Below are 18,386 nucleotides of genomic sequence, written 5' to 3'. Positions count from 1 at the left end.
TCCTCTAGGGTTGGGACTATTGTTACGCTGGGTGTTTACGGCCGTTTTGAGAATGCGCAGTCTAGGGTGCCAAGGCGGATCGCCAGTCCAGGCCGGCGATGGTGTCGCCGGCGGGAATGTATTCGCAGCCCAGCCAGCCGGTGTAGCCGATCTCGTCGATGAAGGCGAACAGGTGGCGGTAATTGATCTCTCCGGTGCCCGGTTCGTGGCGGCCCGGGGTGTCGGCGATCTGCATGTGTTTGATCATCGGCAGGTTGGCGCGGATGGTGTTGCTCAGCTCGCCTTCCATGCGTTGCATGTGATAGATGTCGTACTGCAAAAACAGGTTGGGGCGGCCGGCCTCGGCGATGATATCCAGCGCCTGCGCGCTGCGGTTGAGGAAATAGCCGGGCATATCGAAGTGGTTGATAGGCTCGATCAGCAGATCGATACCGTGCGGCAGGGCCAGATCGGCGGCGTAGCGCAGGTTGTCGACATAGGTAGCGCGCGCCGCCTCCGGCGCCAGGCCGGCTGGCACCTTGCCGGCCATGCAGTGGAGCTGGGTCACGCCCAGCGCCAGCGCGTAATCCAGCGCCGGCCGCACGCCGGCGCGGAATTCCTCGACGCGCAGCGGGTCGCAGGCCATGCCGCGGTCGCCCGCATCCCACTCGCCGCAGGGCAGGTTGAACAGCACCAGTTGCAACTCGTGGCGGCGCAGGCGTTCCGCGATCTGTCCGGCCTCGTAGGCATAAGGAAAGAGAAATTCCACTGCATCAAAGCCGGCCTCGCGCGCCAACGCAAAACGGTCGAGGAAGGGCGTGTCGGTAAACAGCATCGACAGGTTGGCGGCGAAGCGGGGCATGGACGTTCCGATAAGCGTTAGCAATCCGATATCGTAAACGATATTTGCCCGACAAGACAAAAAAGCTTCAAACCCCGGGGGTCAGGTCCGACATTCGGACAAACCAGTCGGAGTGTGGAACCTTTTATCGTTAAAGAAGTTCCGCAATGTCCGAATGTCGGACCTGACCCCCGGGGTGGGGGCGAAAAAAATGCCGCTCAATTCGCATTGAGCGGCATTGCATTAGAGCGAGGTCGGCTTATCGGCCGCGACCGCCCGAGCGGTGCGGGGCCGCCGGGCGCGGGGCACTGGTGCCCGTGCGCGGACCGCCGCCGTTGCCGCCGGCCGAAGCGCCAGGCGCGCGTGGCTTGCTGCCGCCTCCGCCACTGCCGCCGGCCTTGGCGCCGCCACCGCCGCCGGGTTTGCCACGGCCTTGGCCGCCGCCGCCACCGCCGCTACGGCCGCCGCCTGGGCGGTGACCGGCGCTGCGCAGCTGCACAGGTTGGGCGCGCGCGTTCAGGTCCGGCTCGAAGCCAGGGATCACTTCGCGCGGCAGGGTTTGCTTGATGAGCTTTTCGATGTCTTTCAACATGTCGTGCTCGTCCACGCAGACCAGCGACACCGCTTCGCCGGTGGCGCCGGCGCGGCCGGTGCGGCCGATGCGGTGCACATAGTCTTCAGGAATGTTCGGCAGGTCGTAGTTGACCACGTGCGGCAGCTGGTCGATGTCGATGCCGCGCGCGGCGATGTCGGTGGCCACCAGCACTTGCAGCTTGTTGTCCTTGAACTCGGACAGCGCCTTGGTGCGCGCCGATTGGCTCTTGTTGCCGTGGATCGCCATGGCGCCGATGCCGTCCGCGCCCAGTTGTTCGACCAGCTTGTTGGCGCCGTGCTTGGTGCGCGTGAACACCAGCACCTGCGACCAGTCGTTCGACTTGATCAGGTGCGCCAGCATCGGGTGCTTCTTGTCGCGGTCGACCGGATGGATCTTTTGCGCGATCACTTCCACGGTCGAGTTGCGGCGCGCGACTTCGATCGTTGCCGGCTTGTTCAGCAGGCCGTCGGCCAGGGCCTTGATCTCGTCCGAGAAGGTGGCCGAGAACAGCAGGTTCTGGCGCTTGGCTGGCAACGCGGCCAGCACTTTCTTGATGTCGCGGATGAAGCCCATGTCCAGCATGCGGTCGGCTTCGTCCAGGATCAGGATCTCGACCTTCGACAGGTTGACGGTGCGCTGTTCCATGTGGTCGAGCAAACGGCCCGGCGTGGCGACCAGGATGTCGACGCCGTGCTTGAGCTGCTTGATCTGCGGGTTGATGCCGACGCCGCCGAAGATCACGGTCGAGTTCAGCTTGGTGTACTTGCCGTAGATGCGCACGCTTTCCTCGACCTGGGCCGCCAGTTCGCGGGTCGGGGTCAGGATCAGCGCGCGGATCGGACGCGTGGTGGTGTTGCTCGTCTGCGCCGCGCCGGCGGCGTCGGTCGACAGGCGTTGCAGCAGCGGCAGGGTGAAACCGGCGGTCTTGCCGGTGCCGGTTTGCGCGCCCGCCAGCAAATCGCCGCCGTTCAGGACTGCGGGGATCGCCTGCAGTTGGATCGGGGTCGGCGTGGTGTAACCGGTTTCGGTCACAGCACGGACAATAGCGTCGGACAAACCGAGGGAAGAGAATGACATGATAACTTTATATGGAGATCGGCCTGTCGCCTCTGAGGGCGCCAGTCGCAGGCAATCGGATTTTTGGATTGCGGCGCAAAGGACTGGTCAGATGCCGCAGCTATCAGTATAGCAGCTAAGTCCGCTTGATGTTTCAAATGGGAAATGAAAAAGGGAGCATACGCTCCCTTTTTTTGTAACAGATTGTCTATTTACGCCCCGTTATGGGGCAAATCGCGGCAGATCAGGCGAACGGGGTCAGCAGGCCGACCATCTGGCCGAAGATTTTCGGGCTGGCGGCGATGATGTCGCCCTTGTACAGGTAGTCCGACTCACCGTTGAATTCGCCGACGATACCGCCCGACTCGGTCACCATCAGCGAACCGGCGGCGATATCCCAAGGCTTCAGGCCCTTCTCGTAGAAACCGTCGAGGCGGCCGGCGGCCACGTAGGCCAGGTCCAGCGCGGCGCTGCCCGGACGGCGCACGCCGTGCGAGCGTTCGGCCATGATGCCGTACATCTTCAGGTATTCGTCCAGCGCCTTGGCGTTGCCGGCCTGGTAGCCGGTCGAGAGCAGGGCGTTGGCGATGCGGTCGAGCTTGGTCACGCGGATGCGCTTGTCGTTCAGGTAGGCGCCGGCGCCCTTGGTGGCGGTGAACAGGTCGTTGCGCACCGGGTCGTAGATGACGCCCTGGGTGATCACGCCGCGCTGCGACAGCGCGATCGAGATGCAGTATTGCGGGAAGCCGTGCATGAAGTTGGTGGTGCCATCGAGCGGGTCGATGATCCAGGTGTATTCAGTCTCGTCGTTGGCGTTCTTGGACGGACCCGATTCCTCGGCCAGGAAGGCGTGGTCGGGATAGGCTTTGGACAGCACCTCGATGATCGCCTGTTCGGCGGCCTGGTCGACGTCGGTGACGAAATCCTTGTGGTTTTTCTCGGTCACGATGACGCGATCGAGGTCGAACGAGGCGCGGTTGATGACGGCGGCGGCGCGGCGGGCGGCTTTGATCGCCGTGTTGAGCATTGGGTGCATGTAAGCTTTTCCGTTAAAAGAACGCTAACGCCCACCGGCGGACAGGGCCGCGGCGGCGCGCTAGAGAACAAGAGTGAATTAAAGAGCGGAGCGGCGCCGACAGGGTAAAATCCGGATTTGCGGGCTGGCTGTTGGCCGGGCCGCAAGGTTGAAGTTATTGTATCGATACCGCGCAATAGCGCTATTTTAAATGAACCTGCCCGAAATCAACACGAATCTTTTCACGCGACTGCGATTTATTCTGGTCGAAACCAGCCGGGCCGGCAATATCGGGGCCGTCGCGCGGGCCATGAAAACCATGGGATATAGCGATCTGGTGCTGGTCAGCCCCCGTTTCGAGAACGCCGCGCAGGATCCGGAGGCGGTCGCCTTCGCCAGTGGCGCGCAGGACATCCTGGCCGGCGCGCGGGTGGTCGGCAGCATGGCCGAGGCGCTCGACGGCATCAACTTCGCCGCGGCCGTCTCGGCGCGGCTGCGCGAATTCTCGCCGCCGGTGCTGACGCCGCGCCAGCTGTCCACGCAGTTGGTGGCGCAGCCAGAGCTGCACGCGGCCCTGATCTTCGGCAACGAGCGCTTCGGCCTGCCGAATGAGCTGGTCGAAAAATGCAATGTGCTGATCAACATCCCTGCCAATCCGGAGTATTCGTCGCTGAACTTGTCGCAGGCCGCGCAGGTGCTGGCCTACGAATGCCGGATGGCGGTGCTCGACGGCGCCGGCGTGACCCACACGCCGCGCCAGCCGGCCGGCGACGCCAGCGACATCGGCTTCCAGGGCGAGGCGGCCAGCCTGGCGCAGATCGAGGGCATGTACCAGCATCTGGAGCAGGCGCTGGTGGGGATCGGGTTTCTCGACGCGGACAACCCGCGCAAGCTGATGCCCAGGCTCAAGCGCTTATTCTCCCGCGCGCAGCTGGAGAAGGAAGAAGTGAACATCCTGCGCGGCATCGCAAGGCATATGACCGGCAAGCGGAAGGCGGACAAAGGCGGCTAACCATGACCACGGATTCAAATTGACCATGGAGACACGTAGGGCGGATTAGCGAAGCGTAATCCGCCATTGCGTGCGTCACGACGGCGCATGCAATGGCGGATTACGGCGTGCCGCCTAATCCGCCCTACGTGGAACACAGGCGGACCATAAGCAGCACAAAAAAATATAACAACCGGGTGGGGACCATGGATTCAAACCGCAGATCTTTTCTCAAGATAGGCGTGGCCGGGGCGCTCGCGCTCGCCGCCGGCGGCGCCGTTTATCGCCTGGCCTACGCGCCGACGCCGGGCCATCGTTTCGCACTTGACGGCCCTGCCAGAACGCTGCTCACGGCCGTGATCCCATCCATGCTCGGCCCGGTGCTGCCCACCGAACCCGCCGCCCGCGCCGCCGCCATCGGCCAAACCGTCGAACATGTCGCCGGCGCCATCGCCGGCCTGGCACCGGGCTCGCAAAAGCAACTGCAAGACCTGTTCGGCATGCTGTCGCTGGCGCCGGTGCGGCGCATGCTTGCCGGCGTCTCCGGCGGCTGGGCCCACGCCTCGCCGGACGCGGTGGACGCCTTCCTGCAAAACTGGCGCCACCACCGTCTGCAAACCCTGCAAACCGCCTACCTCGCGCTGCACGACCTGATCATCGGCGCCTGGTACGCGCAGCCGGCCAACTGGTCCGCGATCGGCTACCCCGGCCCGATCAAGGAGCTTGCATGACCAACACCAACATCCCCATCGTCGCCCAGAAAGGCCCGGTCTCCGATCCGATCCACGTCGGCCTGGCCGCCGGCTGGCGCGTGACCGACTGCGCACGGCTGGACGAAGACCTGGTCATGGAAGCGGACGTGGTCATCGTCGGCAGCGGCGCCGGGGGCGGCGTGACTGCCGAGATCCTGGCGCGGGCCGGCCTGCGCGTGCTGATCGTCGAGGAGGGCGCGCTGAAGTCGTCCACCGACTTCAAGATGCGCGAAGCCGACGCCTATCCGGCGCTGTACCAGGAATCGGCGGCGCGCAAGACGCGCGACAAGGGCATCAACATCCTGCAGGGACGCACCGTCGGCGGCAGCACCACGGTCAACTGGACCAGCAGCTTCCGCACGCCGCCCGGCACGCTGGCGTACTGGAACAGGCACTACGGCCTCGCCGACTACACGCCCGAATCGATGGCGCCATGGTTCGCCACGATGGAGCGCCGCCTCAACATCGCAGAATGGGCGCCGCCGCCGAACGAGAACAACGATGTGCTGCGGCGCGGGGCGGGCAAGCTGGGCATAGAGACCGGCATCATCCACCGCAACGTCAACGGCTGCTGGAACCTCGGCTATTGCGGCATGGGCTGCCCCACCAACGCCAAGCAGTCGATGCTGGTCACCACGATTCCGGCGGCGCTGGAACTGGGCGCGACCTTGCTCACGCGCGCCCGCGCCGAGCGGCTGGTGATCAAAGGCGGGGATGGCAACGACAGGGTGACGCAGCTCGATTGCGTTGCGCTCGATGCCGCCGGCCTGGCGCCGACCGGGCGCCGCATCACCTTGCGCGCCAAACACTTCGTGCTGTCCGGCGGCGCCATCAACACGCCGGCGCTGTTGCTGCGTTCCGTCGCGCCCGATCCGCACGGGCTGCTGGGCAAGCGCACCTTCCTGCATCCGACCCTGGTCTCGGCCGCCGTTTTCGAGCAGCGCGTGGAGGCCTACGCCGGCGCGCCGCAGTCGGTGTATTCCGATCACTTCCTGCATACGGACGCCATCGATGGCGCCATCGGCTACAAGCTCGAGGCGCCGCCGCTGCATCCGGTGCTGATGTCGACCACGATGGCCGGTTTCGGCGCGCAGCACGCGCGCATGATGGCGCGGTTCCCGCACGCGCAGGCGCTGCTGGCGCTGCTGCGCGACGGCTTCCACGCGGACGCGCCCGGCGGCAGCGTGGCGCTGTCCAGCGATGGCGCGGCGGTGCTCGATTATCCGATCGGCGACTACCTGTGGGACGGCGCCCGGCGCGCCTTGCTGAGCATGGCCGAGATCCAGTTCGCGGCCGGCGCGAAGACGGTGATGCCGGTGCACGAGGCGGCAGGCGAGTACACCAGCTGGCAACAGGCCAAGTCCGCGATCGCGGCGCTGCCTTTCAAATTGCTGGCCACGCGCGTGGTGTCGGCGCATGTGATGGGCGGCTGCGCGATGTCGGCCGACGAGCGTCTGGGCGTGACGGACGCGGGCGGCCGCTATCGCGGCCTGCGCAATGTGTCGGTGCACGACGGCTCGCTGTTCCCGACGTCGATCGGCGCCAATCCGCAGTTGTCGGTGTATGGCGTGACGGCCAGGTTGGCCAATACGCTCGCATCGGAAATGACGCGCAAATGAGACGCGCAAAATGACGCGGAAATACGTAGGGCGGATTAGCGCAGCGTAATCGGCCATGGTTGAACCGCCGACGGCGCATCGATGGCCGATTACGGCGTTCCGCCTAATCCGCCCTACGTGATCAACGTCGTCAGTGTCATCAACGTCCTCAGCAGTGCTCAGTTCGCTTGAACCGCTACCTCCGTCCGTATCGCGGGAGTATGATGAGACCATGATCAAACGTTTCCTTATCGTTCTATTAGCGGTCCAGATCGGCGCGGTGCTGGCGCTGTCCTTGTCGCTGTACCGCTGGTGGCATCCGGCGTGGCGCGCGGCTGTCGGCGCCCCCGTCGCGGCGCTCGTTTGCTTGGCGGTCGCGGCCGCCTTCGTGCTGCTGGTGCGCCTGCTCATCAACGCCAACAACTTCCGCCTGAGCCGGCGCGCGCGCAGCGCCACGCCCGCCGGCCACGCGCTCAATCCATTCACCGCGATCAAACTGTTCGCGCATGAATTTTTGTCATCGATGTTGACATCGTCTTATTACATGCTGCGGCCGGTGGGACTGCGCCTGCAGCCGCACGCGCGCGGCCTGCCGGTGCTGCTGATCCACGGCTACGCCTGCAACAGCGGTTACTGGCTTCCAATGAGCAAGCTGCTGACGCAAGCCCACGTGAGCCACTACGGCATCGACTTGGAGCCGCCCGGCGCGTCCATCGACGACTTCGTGCCGCAGGTGCGCGCGGCCGTCGAACGCCTGTGCGCCGAGACTGGCAGCAAGCAAGTCATCGTGCTCGCGCACAGCATGGGCGGGCTGGTGGCGCGCGCCTACCTGCGCCGGCATGGCCACGCCCACATCGCCCGCGTGATCACGCTCGGCACGCCGCACCACGGCACCACCCTGGCCGGCTTCGGCCCTGGAAGCAACGCCGTACAGATGCGGCGCGACAGCGCATGGCTGGCCTCGCTTGCGGGCACTGAGGCGGATTTGCAACGCAAATTATTTTCATCCATTTACTCCGTCCACGACAACATCGTCGCGCCCCAGGATTCCAGCGATTTGCCCGGGGCGCGCAATCTCGTGTTTGGTGCAATTGGCCATGTTGCGCTGGGCCGGCACCCGGAAATCATGCGTTGCGCGTTGTCAGAAATCAAAACCGCAACACCTGTGTGATTTTGTGTGATTTTTTGCGTGATTTGTTGCTGTATGGTTACTCGTATGAAGTACAGTAAACAGGTGGAGCGATGGCAACAGACTTCGGCACCCTTATCCTCGACCAGACCCCCGACGCGGTAGTGATCACGCGGCTCGACGGCGAGGTGGTGCACTGGACCAACGGCGCGCGGATGGTGTTCGGTTACAGCAGCGAAGAGGCGATGGGCCGCAAGTTGGCCGAGCTGATCGAGGTGCCGGGACTGGACGACGGCGGCGCGGTGGTGCGGCAGACGCTCGGCGCGGGCGCGGCCAGCTACGAGTCGGTGCGCCGCGCCAAGGACGGCGCGCTGGTCTACATCGACAGCACCAGCAAGCTGCTGCGCGACGCCGCCGGCGCGCCGGAATATATTTTGTGGAGCAAGAAGGACGTCACGACGCTCAAGGTGCTGCGCGACGCCAAGCTGGTCGAGGCGCGCTTCGACGGCATCCTGGAGCTGATGCCGGACGCGATCATCGTGGCCAACGCCAGCGGCCGCATCGTGCTGGCCACGCGCCAGGCCGAGACGATGTTCAAGTACGAGCACGGCGCGCTGCGCGGCGTGGTGCTCGAGATGCTGATGCCGGCGCGTTTCCGCCAGGCGCACCGGACGCACCGCAACGACTATGGCGCGCGCCCGGCGCTGCGGCCGATGGGCAGCGGCCGCGATCTGTACGGCTTGCGCAGCGACGGTGTCGAGTTCCCCGTCGAGATCAGCCTGAGCCCGATCGCGACGGAGGAGGGCACTTTGATCATGAGCGCGATCCGCGACGTCGGCGAGCGCAAGCGCATCGAGCTGGCGCTGCAGGAGAAGAATGTCGAACTGGCCAAGGCGGTCGCGGCCAAGGACCGCTTCCTCGGCGGCATGTCGCATGAGCTGCGTACGCCGTTGAACGCGATCATCGGTTTTACAGGTACTATGTTGATGAAGTTGCCTGGGCCCATTAATTCCGAACAGACCAAGCAATTGCGCATGGTGCAAAGCAGTGCGCGCGACCTGCTCTCCCTGATCAACGACCTGCTCGATTTGACCAGGATCGAGTCGGGCAAGGTGGAGCTCGATCTGGTGCCGCTGCCGTGCCGGCCCGTGATCGACGAGGTGCTGGCGCTGTTGCAGCCGCAGGCCCGCAATAAAGGGCTGGCGCTGGCGCTGGTGGGTTCCGAACAGGAAGTGACGGTCAAGGCCGACCGCCGCGCCCTGCAGCAGATTTTGATGAACCTGGTCGACAACGCGATCAAGTTCACCGACAGCGGCACCGTGCTGGTGCGGCTGGAGAAGGCGGAGGTGGACGGGCGCTCACGCGCCACCATCAGTATCAGCGATAGCGATTGCGGTGCCGACGTCGGTCAGGGCGGGCGGCACCAGGCGGTATCGCAGTTGCAAGCCAGTTCGATGCGCCAGTTCGAGGGCACGGGGCTGGGGCTGCATTTGAGCCAGAAGTTGGCGACCCTGCTACATGGGGAAATTTTGTTTGACAGCGAGTATGGCGTCGGCAGTATTTTTACACTGACGCTGCCGCTGGAGTCATGACAAGGGGAGTCACAAGGTGTCAGCACGTATACTGATTATTGAAGACAACGCCACCAACATGGAGTTGATGGTCTACCTGCTGCGCGCGTTCGGCTACACGCCGCTGTCGGCCGTCGATGGCGAGGCGGGTGTGGCGGCGGCGCTGCGCGAGCTGCCCGACCTGATCATCTGCGACGTCCACCTGCCCAAGCTCGACGGCTACGGCGTGGTTGCCGCGCTCAAGGGCGACGAGACGGTGCGCCACATTCCGACCCTGGCCGTGACGGCGCTGGCGATGGTGGGCGACCGCGAACGGCTGCTCGCGGCGGGCTTCGACGGCTACATCGGCAAGCCAATCGAGCCCGACACGTTCGTCACGCAAATCGAGTCTTTTTTGGACGGGGAGATGTCGACCCCGTCTAAAAACGACATCGCCACGATCCTGATCGTGGACGACCACGTGCTCAACCGCGAGTTCCTGATGACCCTGCTGGGCTACGGCGGCCACCGCCTGCTGGAGGCGTCCAACGGCGCCGAGGGCCTCAAAATGGTCTTGGCCGAGCGGCCCGACCTGGTCATCTCCGACATCCTCATGCCCAATATGGACGGCTACGAGTTCGTCACCCGCATGCACGGCAATCCGGAGACGGCCGACGTGCCGGTGATCTTTTACACCGCCACCTACCGCGAGCGCGAGGCGATGGCCGTGGCGCAGTCGTGCGGCGTACGCTGGGTGCTGCCCAAGCCGTCCGATCCGGACGTGATCCTGCGCACCGTGCACGAGGCGCTGGGGCTGGCCGTGGTCGGCGACGACGACGGCCACGACGTGCGCGACCTGCCGGCCTTCGCGCCGGAGCCGCCGCAGGAGGGGCGCTTCCATAACATCGACGACAAGGTGGCCGAGTACCTGGGCGAGCTCGAATCGAGCAGCCAGCTGATCTCGCAGTTCGCCAATGGCGCCACCGAGGCGGCCGACGGCGCGCCCGAGCACCTGTCGCTGATGACGCAGCGGCTGTCGAGCTCCCTGTCCAGCCTGCAGGCGGTGAGCCTGCGCCTGACCGCGCTGATCGAGCTGGGCATCGAGCTGGGCACCGAGCGCGACCCGCGCGCGCTCGTCGAGATCGGCTGCCGCGTGGCGCAGAACATCTGCGTGTCCAAATACGCCTGCATCGGCGTGCTCGAGGCCGGCGCGAACGAGCTCAGTTACTACGCCAGCTGCGGCGCCGGCGTGCCGATCCGCCAGATCGCCCAGTCGCCGCGCGCCGGCGTGCTGCGCGGCCTGCTGGACCAGCGCATGCCATGCCGCATCAACGACCTCGACGGCGACCCGGCCAACATCGGCCTGCCGGCCGGCCATCCGCCGGTGCACTCCTTCCTGGGCGTGCCGATCGCCTCGCGCGAGCGCACCCACGGCTGGCTCTACCTGGTCGACAAGCTCGGCGCCGACGGTTTCTCCGAGGTCGACGAGCGCGTCGCCGCCACCGTGGCCGCGCAGATCTCGGTGGCCTACGAGAACCTGCTGCTGTACGACGAGATCAAGCGCCACCATGCGCAGCTGACCCTGGACATGAACGCCCGCATCCGCCTCGACGAGGACCTGCGCCGCTTCCGCCTGGCCATGGACGCCACCGCCGACGCCATCTTCCTGGTCGACCGCGCCGGCATGTGCTTCGTCGACGTCAACGCCACCGCCTGCCGCATGCTCGGCTACGAGCGCGAGGACTTCCTCAAGATCGGCCCGGGCATGGCGGCCGAAGGCGACCTGCGCAAGCTCGAGGAACTGTACGAAAAACTGCTGTCGGGCGACCAGAGCGGCGCCATGACCGAGCTGCTGCTGCAATGCCGCGACGGCAAGCCGCTGGCGGTCGAGGTGCAGCGCCGCACCTTGCGCTCGGGCCCGAGCTGGATCCTGGTGGCGGTGGCGCGCGACATCACCGAACGCAAGGAGGCCGAACAGCGCCTGCTGAAGCTGGCGCACTTCGACACCCTGACCGGCCTGCCCAACCGCAGCCAGTTCTACGATTCGCTGACGCACTCGCTGCGCCAGGCGGGCGAGCACAAATGGTCGCTGGCGGTGCTGTTCCTCGACGTCGACCGGTTTAAAAACGTCAACGACACGCTGGGCCACACCATCGGCGACGAACTGCTGCGCCAGTTCTCCAGCCGCCTGGTCGACTGCCTGCGCGTGCGCGACACCATCGGCCGCTTCGGCGGCGACGAGTTCGCCGCCATCCTGATGCTGCCAGAGGGCGCGCAGAACGCCATCGCCGTGGTCGACAAGATCCGCGAGTCGATGCGCCGCCCGTTCGACCTCAAGGGGCACGAGGTCACCGTCACGGCCAGCATCGGCATCGCCGTGTTCCCCGACGACGGCACCGATCCGGACGTGCTGATCCAGTACGCCGACACCGCCATGTACCGCGCCAAGGAGGCCGGGCGCGACGCCTTCCGATTCTTCACGGCCGAGATGAACGCGCAGTCGCTGGCGCGCCTGGACCTGGAGAACGCGCTGCGGCGCGCCATCGACAACGAGGAATTCGTGCTGTACTTCCAGCCCAAGGTCAACATCTCCACCGGACGCATCAGCGGCGCCGAGGTGCTGATCCGCTGGAAGCGGCCCGGCCACGGCATGGTATCGCCGGCGCTGTTCATCCCGATCCTTGAAGAGACCGGCCTGATCGTGCGGGTCGGCTCGTGGGTGATCCACGAGGCCTGCCGCAAGATCGCCGAATGGCGCCGCGCCAACGGCTGGGCCGTGCACCTGTCGGTCAACGTCTCGGGCATCCAGTTCTTCGTCGGCGGCCTTGAGGAAGAGGTGCTCAAGGCCATCCGGGAGCACGACATCGCGCCCGAGCTGCTGGAGCTGGAGCTGACCGAAAGCTCGCTGATGTCGAACGCGGAAGAGACCATCACCGTGCTGCAGAACCTGAAGGCGCTGGGCATCAAGATCTCGATCGACGACTTCGGCACCGGCTACTCGTCACTGGCGTACCTGAAACGCTTCCCGATCGACAAATTGAAGATCGACATCGCCTTCGTGCGCGAGGTCACCAGCAACCCGGACGACGCCGCCATCGTGCTGGCCATCATCAACATGGCGCACAGCCTCAAGCTCGAAGTCATCGCCGAGGGCGTGGAGAAGGACGCGCAGCTGGCCTACCTGCGCCGGCACGGCTGCGACGAGCTGCAGGGCTACTTCTTCAGCCGTCCGCTGCCGGAACAGGAGTTCGAGCTGATGATGCGCGAAGGGCGCCACCTGCAGGCGCCGGTCGACGAGACGGTGCTCGACCAGCAAACCCTGCTCATCGTCGACGACGACGCCTTCATGCTCGACGTGCTGACCGACTTCCTGTCGCAGGACGGCTACCGCATCCTGACGGCGCAGACGGCGGCCGAGGGCTTCGACATCCTGGCCAAGCACCGGGTGCAGGTGATCCTGTGCGACCAGTGCATGCCCTTGATGAGCGGCACCGAGTTCATGGAGCGGGTCAAGAACCTGTGCCCGGACACCTTCCGCATCATGCTGTCGGCCTACGCCGACCTGACGCCGATCATGGCCGCCATCAACCACGGCGCCATCGACCGCTTCTACACCAAGCCGTGGAAGGGCGCGGTGCTGCGGGAAAACATCCGCGAAGGCTTCCGCCTGCACGCTCGCGCGCACGGCCCGCTGCGCATCGCCGACGCGGCCAAGGCCCCGGCTTGACCATGGCGTTGCGTCATGATGGTGGGCGCGGCGTCGCCGTGTGCAGCGTGCTGTCCAGCAGCGAACGCCGTCCGAGCACGCCGCTATCGGCCATCAGGCGCAGGCGTGCGGAACGCCATTCGGACACGCAGATAATGCGCTGTTCGCGGGCGTCGGCCAGCGCCGTCTGCGCCGCCAGGATCTCGACGATATCGCTGGCGCCGCGCTCGTATTTGCGCTGGTAGGTGCGCATCGATTCCTGCGCCGCTTCCATCAGCGTTTGCGAGGCCTGTAAATTGCGCAGCGCCGCCGTCGCGTCGGCGTGCACCTTGACCACTTCCGTCAGGATGCGATGTTCGGTGTCCGTCAGCGCCTGCTCTTTCTGCTCGGCCTGCGCCTCGGCGCCTTGTACCTTGTAGCGGTGGGCGTAGCCGTCGAACAGCGGAATATTGATGGTGACGCCCACGGTGCGCACTTGCGATGCGGTGGCCGAAATGCCCTGTCCCGGATAACCGTTCGTATACACATTGCCCGACAGCGCGACGCTGGGTTTGTTCTCGGCGCGGATGGCGGCGGTATGGCTCTGCGCGGCCGCCCATTCGGCCCGCGCCGCGCGTATGGCCGGATGTGCCTGCTGAGCGGTACGCAGCCATTGCTCCAGCCGGTCCAATTGCATCGCCAACGCCGGCTCGCCGTCGTCCTCGTCGTCTTCGACCAGCGGTAGATCGCTTCCCGGCGGCAGGCCCATGACATAGACCAGCAGCGCCGTCGCCTTGCGGTAGTTGCCGTCGGCGCGATTCTGGTCGAGCTGGGCGCGCGCCAACGCCGTGGCCGCCTGCAGACGGTCGCTGCGCGCCAGCACCCCGTTCGATTCGCGCCGCTGGGCGCTCGCCAGCGTGGCCGCCGCGGTGGTGGCGCCGAGCTGCCTGGCATGCCAGGTGGCGCGCGCGCTTTGGACGTCGAAATACGCCTGGATCGTATCGGCCAGGTTTTTCTGCAACGCCGCGTCGTTGCTGGCCAGCGCCGCCTGCAGCAAACTGTCGGCGGCGTGCTCGTTGGCCGCACGCTGGCCGAAGTCGTAGATCAGCCAGTTCAGCGAGCCGTACAAGGTGTTGCCGGTGACGGTGTCGGCCTGGCCGGCGGTATGGGTGTCCGTGCGCAAGCGGTTGACATTGACCGACAGCGTAGGCAGGTAGGCCGCGCGGGCCTCCCCGAGCGCGCCGGCCTGTTGTTTGACGATGGCCCACGCCGCGCGCAACTGGGGGTTGTTGCACATCGCCAGGTCGACTGCCTCGACCACGCCGATCGGCTGGCCCGGCGCGACGCCCGTCCCGCACGGGCGCGCCGATGTCTCGCCGGGCAACAACAAGCTGGGACGGGCCATGGCGACGCCGGCGCCCAGCGGATCGGCGCCCAGCGGAGAAAAGTCCATGCCGGCCGCCCACGCCAGGCATGGCAGCGCCAGCGCCAGCGCCGCCAGTTGCCGTCGGCCGCCACAACTAGCGTTCATGCAGCGCCTCGTGTTGGTGGCGCAGCAATGGCGACAGCACATATTCGATCAAGCGCCGCTCGCCGGTCTTGATGCCGACCTCCACGGCCATGCCCGGCGCCAGCGCCACCCGCCTGCCGTCGATGCCCAGTGCCGTGTCGCTCAAGGTCACTTTGACGGTGTAGACCAGCTCCTTCTTCTCGTTCTGCACCGCGTCGTGCGCCACGTGGGTCACGCTGGCGGCCACGGTGCCATATTTCGTGTAGTCGAAGGCGGTGATTTTCACGGCGGCCGGTTGGCCTTCGCGCACGAAGCCGACGTCGCGGTTCTCCAGTTCGGCCTCGACCTCCACCGCCTGGGCGTCGGGCACGATCTGCATCAGCGCCTGCGCCGCCGGCACCACGCCGCCGACCGTGTGGACTGCGAGTTGCTGCACCGTACCATCGACCGGCGCCGTCAGACTCAGCAGCTTGCTGTGCGCGGCCGACCGCAAGGCGTCCTGACGGCTGGAGGCGGCCAGCTTGGCGCCTTCGCTCAACTGGTCGTAGGCAACGCGGCGCGTCTCCTCCAACAGGGCGGTGCGCTGTTGCCGCGCATCGGCCAACTGTCCGGCCAGCTCCACCCTGGCCTGCTCCTTCTCCAGCCAGGCATGCCGGGCGACATCGTGCTCTTGCAGCAGCGCCTGATAATCGGCCGCGCGCCGCGTGGCCAGTCCCAGCGCCTCGTCGAGGTGCGCGATGGTGGCGTCGATCCGGCCGCGCCGCGCGAGGTAGTCGCGATATTGGCCGGCCAAATGCAGTTTTTCGGCCTGCCATTCGGCGTCGCCTAGCGCCGCGCCGCGTGCGCGCAACGTTGCCGCCGAAGGCAGGCGCGGTGGCTTGCCGTCGGCCAGCGCGGCGATCAGCGCCTGCGCCCGTGCCGCCTCCAGCGCCGCGACGTCATGGTCGCCCTGTGCCTTGTCGCGCTCGGCGTCGCTGGCGCTGGTGTCGAGTTCGACCAGTACCTGGCCGGCCTTGACCCGTTGCCCCTCGATCACGTGCAGCGCCTTGACGCTGGCCACTTCGACCGCGGCGATCGATTTGATGCGGTCGCTGGGAATGATCTTGCCGGCCGCGTTGACAACGATGTCGACATGCCCGAACACCGACCATGCAAGGAGCAGCGTCACGAGCGCGATCAGCACGGCGGCGGTGCGCCGCGCCGTCGACGAGACGGGGCTGGCCTGTAGCGACAGCGCGGCCGGCAAATAAGCGGCCTCGTGTTCACGCAGCAGGTAGGCGTTCACGGGCGGGCGCTGGCGCCATGCTTCGCGCCAGACTTCCATGTAGCGCTGCCACAAGGCGCGCCAGGCGCCGAGACGGTGCCGGTCCATCACGATGCGCGCCAGGACGCGGCGGCCGCCGGCATGCCCGGCGCCGCCGCGCGTAGTGCGGCCGGATGGCTGGTTTGCAGTTGGAACAGGTGGTGGTAAATCCCGCCGTTCTGCATCAATTCCTCGTGGCTGCCGAGTTCGGCGATCTCGCCGCGCTCCATCACCACGATGCGGTCGGCCTGGCGCACGGCGGACAAGCGGTGCGCGATGATGAGCACGGTGCGGCCCTGGCAAATGGCGTTCATATTGTCTTGGATGATGCGTTCGGACTCGTAGTCCAGCGCGCTGGTGGCCTCGTCGAAGATCAAGATGCGTGGATTGCCGATCAGCGCGCGGGCGATGGCGATGCGCTGGCGTTGACCGCCCGACAGGCCGGCGCCGTGCTCGCCGATCCTGGTGTCGTATCCCATGGGCAGCTCGCAGATGAAATCGTGCGCGCCGGCGAGCTTTGCGGCGGCGATCACGCTGTCCAGCGGCAGGGCGGGGTTGTGGACGGCGATGTTGTCACGGATGCTGCGCGAGAACAGCACGTTTTCCTGCAGCACCACGCCGATCTGGTGGCGCAGCGCGGCGATGTCGACGATCGCGATGTCATGGCCATCGATGAGCACCCGTCCGCGGTCCGGCAGGTACAGGCGCTGGGCCAGCTTGGTCAATGTGCTTTTGCCCGAGCCCGAGCGCCCGACGATGCCGATCACCTCGCCCGGCGCGATGGCCAGGTTGAGCCCGCGCAGGATGTCGGGCGTGTCCGGCCGGTAGCGGAAGGAGACATGGTCGAACGTGATGGCGCCGACCAGCGTCGGCATGCTCGCCGACTGCGCGGCGTTCTCGGTGCGCGTGTTGAGGATATCGCCCAGACGCGCCATCGAGATGCCGACCTGCTGGAAATCGTTCCACAGTTGCGCCAGCCTCAGCACCGGCGAGGCCAATTGACTGGCCAGCATGTTGAACGCCACCAACTCCCCCACCGACAGATGACCGTCGAGCACCTGCCCGGCGCCCAGCCACATGATGCCCGCCGTGACCAGCTTGCTGGTGAGGGTCACGCCGCCGCCGGCGAGCAGGCCGATGCTGGTGGCCGACATCCCCGCGCTGACGTAGGCGGCCAGCTGTTGCTCCCATTTTTGTTGCCAGCGCGGCTCGACCGCCAGCGCCTTGACGGTCTGGATGCCGCCGATGGTTTCGACCAGAAAGGACTGGTTCTCGGCGCTGCGGTTGAACTTCTCATCCAGGCGTGCGCGCAACATCGGCGTAAACACCAGCGACAAGATGAAGTAGACCGGAATGGACGCGGCCACGACCAGGGTCAACAGCGGGCTATAGAGCAGCATCACGCCGAGGAACACGAACGAGAACAGCACATCCATCAGCAAGGACATGGCATTGCTGGTTAGGAAAGCGCGGATGTTTTCCAGTTCGCGTACCCGCGCCACCGAGTCGCCCACGCGGCGCGCTTCGAAATAGGCGATCGGCAAGGCCAGCAAGTGCTGGAACAGCCGGGCGCCGAGCTCCACGTCGATTTTGCTGCTGGTCATCGCAAACACATAGGTCCGGATACCGTTCAGAACGGCCTCGAAAACCACCGCGCAGACCAGTCCGAGCGCGACGACATTGAGCGTCTGCAAGGCATGGTTGACCAGCACCTTGTCCATCACGACCTGGAAGAACAACGGCGTGGCCAGACCGATCAGCTGCAGCACCAGCGAGATCAACAGCACTTCGCCGAGCAGCCGGCGGTACTTGATCACAGCCGGAATAAACCAGCTGAAGTCGAACTTGGCCATCGCGCCAGCGTAACTGGCTTTGCTGGTGAGGAAAATGAGTTCACCGGTCCATTGCGCCAGCAATTCGGCGACGGAGCAGACCGCCGGCGCCGACCCGGCATGCTGCGTCAACACGGTGGCGGCGTGCTGATCGGCGCCGGCCTGGTAGCGCGCGACGATGAAAAACCGTCCGTCGCGATGGCGCGCGATCGCCGGCAGGGGAGCCTTGTCCAGGCGCGTCACGTCTTGCCGTACTAGCCCGGCCTTAAAGCCCAGGCTGCGCGCCGCCAGCAGGATGACTTGGGTGTCGACACAGGCGCCGAACTGATGCAACAAGGTGGCGGCATCGGCCGCGACGCCATGCAGGGCCGCCATGGTCAACAGCGCTTCGAGGCCGCTGTCGGCCGGGGCGGGCGCATCGTTGGCCGGGCGCGGATCGCCGATGGCCGGGGGTGTGGCGGTGAATGTGGAAGTCATGCGTTCTTAAACGGGAAGGGGCGCGAGGCGCGGGCCGCAATGCGCCCGCGCGCCGCCAATGCGGCAATCATGG

The 18,386-nt window shown here is 66.0% G+C and carries 12 protein-coding genes; 6 read left to right on the top strand and 6 right to left on the bottom strand.

All coding sequences use genetic code 11. The features are described 5' to 3' along the window. Positions 1 to 61: 61 nt before the first annotated feature. From hyi to NHH88_23985, 3 genes are all read right to left on the bottom strand, one after another. Positions 62 to 841: a hydroxypyruvate isomerase gene (gene hyi / locus NHH88_23995; GenBank protein ID USX12724.1), complete on the bottom strand. Its 780-nt coding sequence runs from the start codon at positions 839 to 841 to the stop codon at positions 62 to 64. Between the two features lie 238 nt (positions 842 to 1,079). Continuing rightward, positions 1,080 to 2,492, bottom strand: coding sequence for a DEAD/DEAH box helicase (locus tag NHH88_23990; GenBank protein ID USX12723.1), 1,413 nt, complete (start codon positions 2,490 to 2,492; stop codon positions 1,080 to 1,082). A 223-nt stretch (positions 2,493 to 2,715) separates the two neighbouring features. Then, complete coding sequence (locus NHH88_23985) at positions 2,716 to 3,498, bottom strand: inositol monophosphatase (protein ID USX17413.1); 783 nt, start codon at positions 3,496 to 3,498, stop codon at positions 2,716 to 2,718. 199 nt (positions 3,499 to 3,697) lie between these two features. On the opposite strand from NHH88_23985, the gene NHH88_23980 reads away from it, so the two are divergent. The 6 genes from NHH88_23980 to NHH88_23955 all read left to right on the top strand — a co-directional run bounded on the left by NHH88_23980 (position 3,698) and on the right by NHH88_23955 (position 13,233). Further along, positions 3,698 to 4,498 (top strand): RNA methyltransferase, encoded by an 801-nt coding sequence (locus tag NHH88_23980; GenBank protein USX12722.1) that lies wholly within the window; start codon positions 3,698 to 3,700, stop codon positions 4,496 to 4,498. A 185-nt stretch (positions 4,499 to 4,683) separates the two neighbouring features. Next, a complete protein-coding gene (locus tag NHH88_23975) occupies positions 4,684 to 5,208 on the top strand; it encodes a hypothetical protein (protein ID USX12721.1) in 525 nt (174 codons plus the stop codon). Beyond that, positions 5,205 to 6,848, top strand: a complete 1,644-nt coding sequence (locus tag NHH88_23970; GenBank protein ID USX12720.1) for a GMC family oxidoreductase — start codon at positions 5,205 to 5,207, stop codon at positions 6,846 to 6,848. Before NHH88_23975 ends, NHH88_23970 begins: the two co-directional genes overlap by 4 nt. 211 nt (positions 6,849 to 7,059) lie before the next feature. Further along, entirely contained in the window at positions 7,060 to 7,998 is a 939-nt protein-coding gene (locus NHH88_23965) for an alpha/beta fold hydrolase (protein USX12719.1), read from the top strand. A gap of 71 nt (positions 7,999 to 8,069) precedes the next feature. Further along, the gene (locus NHH88_23960) at positions 8,070 to 9,548 is read left to right on the top strand and encodes a PAS domain S-box protein (protein ID USX12718.1); all 1,479 of its coding nucleotides are present in this window, start codon (positions 8,070 to 8,072) and stop codon (positions 9,546 to 9,548) included. Positions 9,549 to 9,564: 16 nt separating this feature from the next. After that, on the top strand, positions 9,565 to 13,233 hold the full coding sequence (locus NHH88_23955; protein ID USX12717.1) for an EAL domain-containing protein: 3,669 nt from the start codon (positions 9,565 to 9,567) through the stop codon (positions 13,231 to 13,233). Between the two features lie 13 nt (positions 13,234 to 13,246). Here the strand turns inward: NHH88_23955 and NHH88_23950 are convergent, their stop codons facing one another. From NHH88_23950 to NHH88_23940, 3 genes are read right to left on the bottom strand one after another with little or no spacing between them, the layout of a single operon-like run. Further along, positions 13,247 to 14,722 (bottom strand): TolC family protein, encoded by a 1,476-nt coding sequence (locus tag NHH88_23950; GenBank protein ID USX12716.1) that lies wholly within the window; start codon positions 14,720 to 14,722, stop codon positions 13,247 to 13,249. After that, on the bottom strand, positions 14,712 to 16,076 hold the full coding sequence (locus NHH88_23945; protein USX12715.1) for an HlyD family type I secretion periplasmic adaptor subunit: 1,365 nt from the start codon (positions 16,074 to 16,076) through the stop codon (positions 14,712 to 14,714). The genes NHH88_23950 and NHH88_23945 overlap by 11 nt, the downstream gene beginning before the upstream one ends. Then, the gene (locus NHH88_23940) at positions 16,073 to 18,211 is read right to left on the bottom strand and encodes a type I secretion system permease/ATPase (protein ID USX17412.1); all 2,139 of its coding nucleotides are present in this window, start codon (positions 18,209 to 18,211) and stop codon (positions 16,073 to 16,075) included. The genes NHH88_23945 and NHH88_23940 overlap by 4 nt, the downstream gene beginning before the upstream one ends. Between the last annotated feature and the right edge of the window lie 175 nt (positions 18,212 to 18,386).

This window comes from Oxalobacteraceae bacterium OTU3CAMAD1, from assembly GCA_024123915.1.
GTDB lineage: Bacteria > Pseudomonadota > Gammaproteobacteria > Burkholderiales > Burkholderiaceae_D > Rugamonas.
Note: the sequence above shows the minus strand (reverse complement) of the source record. Positions and strands in the feature narration are given on the sequence as shown.

What these genes read in the sequence shown, in the direction of transcription:
- NHH88_23950 (USX12716.1), bottom strand. Translation starts at nt 14,722, where the DNA reads ATGAACGCTAGTTGTGGCGGCCGACGGCAACTGGCGGCGCTGGCGCTG.
- NHH88_23965 (USX12719.1), top strand. Translation starts at nt 7,060, where the DNA reads ATGATCAAACGTTTCCTTATCGTTCTATTAGCGGTCCAGATCGGCGCG.
- NHH88_23940 (USX17412.1), bottom strand. Translation starts at nt 18,211, where the DNA reads ATGGCGGCCCTGCATGGCGTCGCGGCCGATGCCGCCACCTTGTTGCAT.
- NHH88_23985 (USX17413.1), bottom strand. Translation starts at nt 3,498, where the DNA reads ATGCTCAACACGGCGATCAAAGCCGCCCGCCGCGCCGCCGCCGTCATC.
- hyi (USX12724.1), bottom strand. Translation starts at nt 841, where the DNA reads ATGCCCCGCTTCGCCGCCAACCTGTCGATGCTGTTTACCGACACGCCC.
- NHH88_23980 (USX12722.1), top strand. Translation starts at nt 3,698, where the DNA reads ATGAACCTGCCCGAAATCAACACGAATCTTTTCACGCGACTGCGATTT.
- NHH88_23975 (USX12721.1), top strand. Translation starts at nt 4,684, where the DNA reads ATGGATTCAAACCGCAGATCTTTTCTCAAGATAGGCGTGGCCGGGGCG.
- NHH88_23970 (USX12720.1), top strand. Translation starts at nt 5,205, where the DNA reads ATGACCAACACCAACATCCCCATCGTCGCCCAGAAAGGCCCGGTCTCC.
- NHH88_23990 (USX12723.1), bottom strand. Translation starts at nt 2,492, where the DNA reads ATGTCATTCTCTTCCCTCGGTTTGTCCGACGCTATTGTCCGTGCTGTG.
- NHH88_23960 (USX12718.1), top strand. Translation starts at nt 8,070, where the DNA reads ATGGCAACAGACTTCGGCACCCTTATCCTCGACCAGACCCCCGACGCG.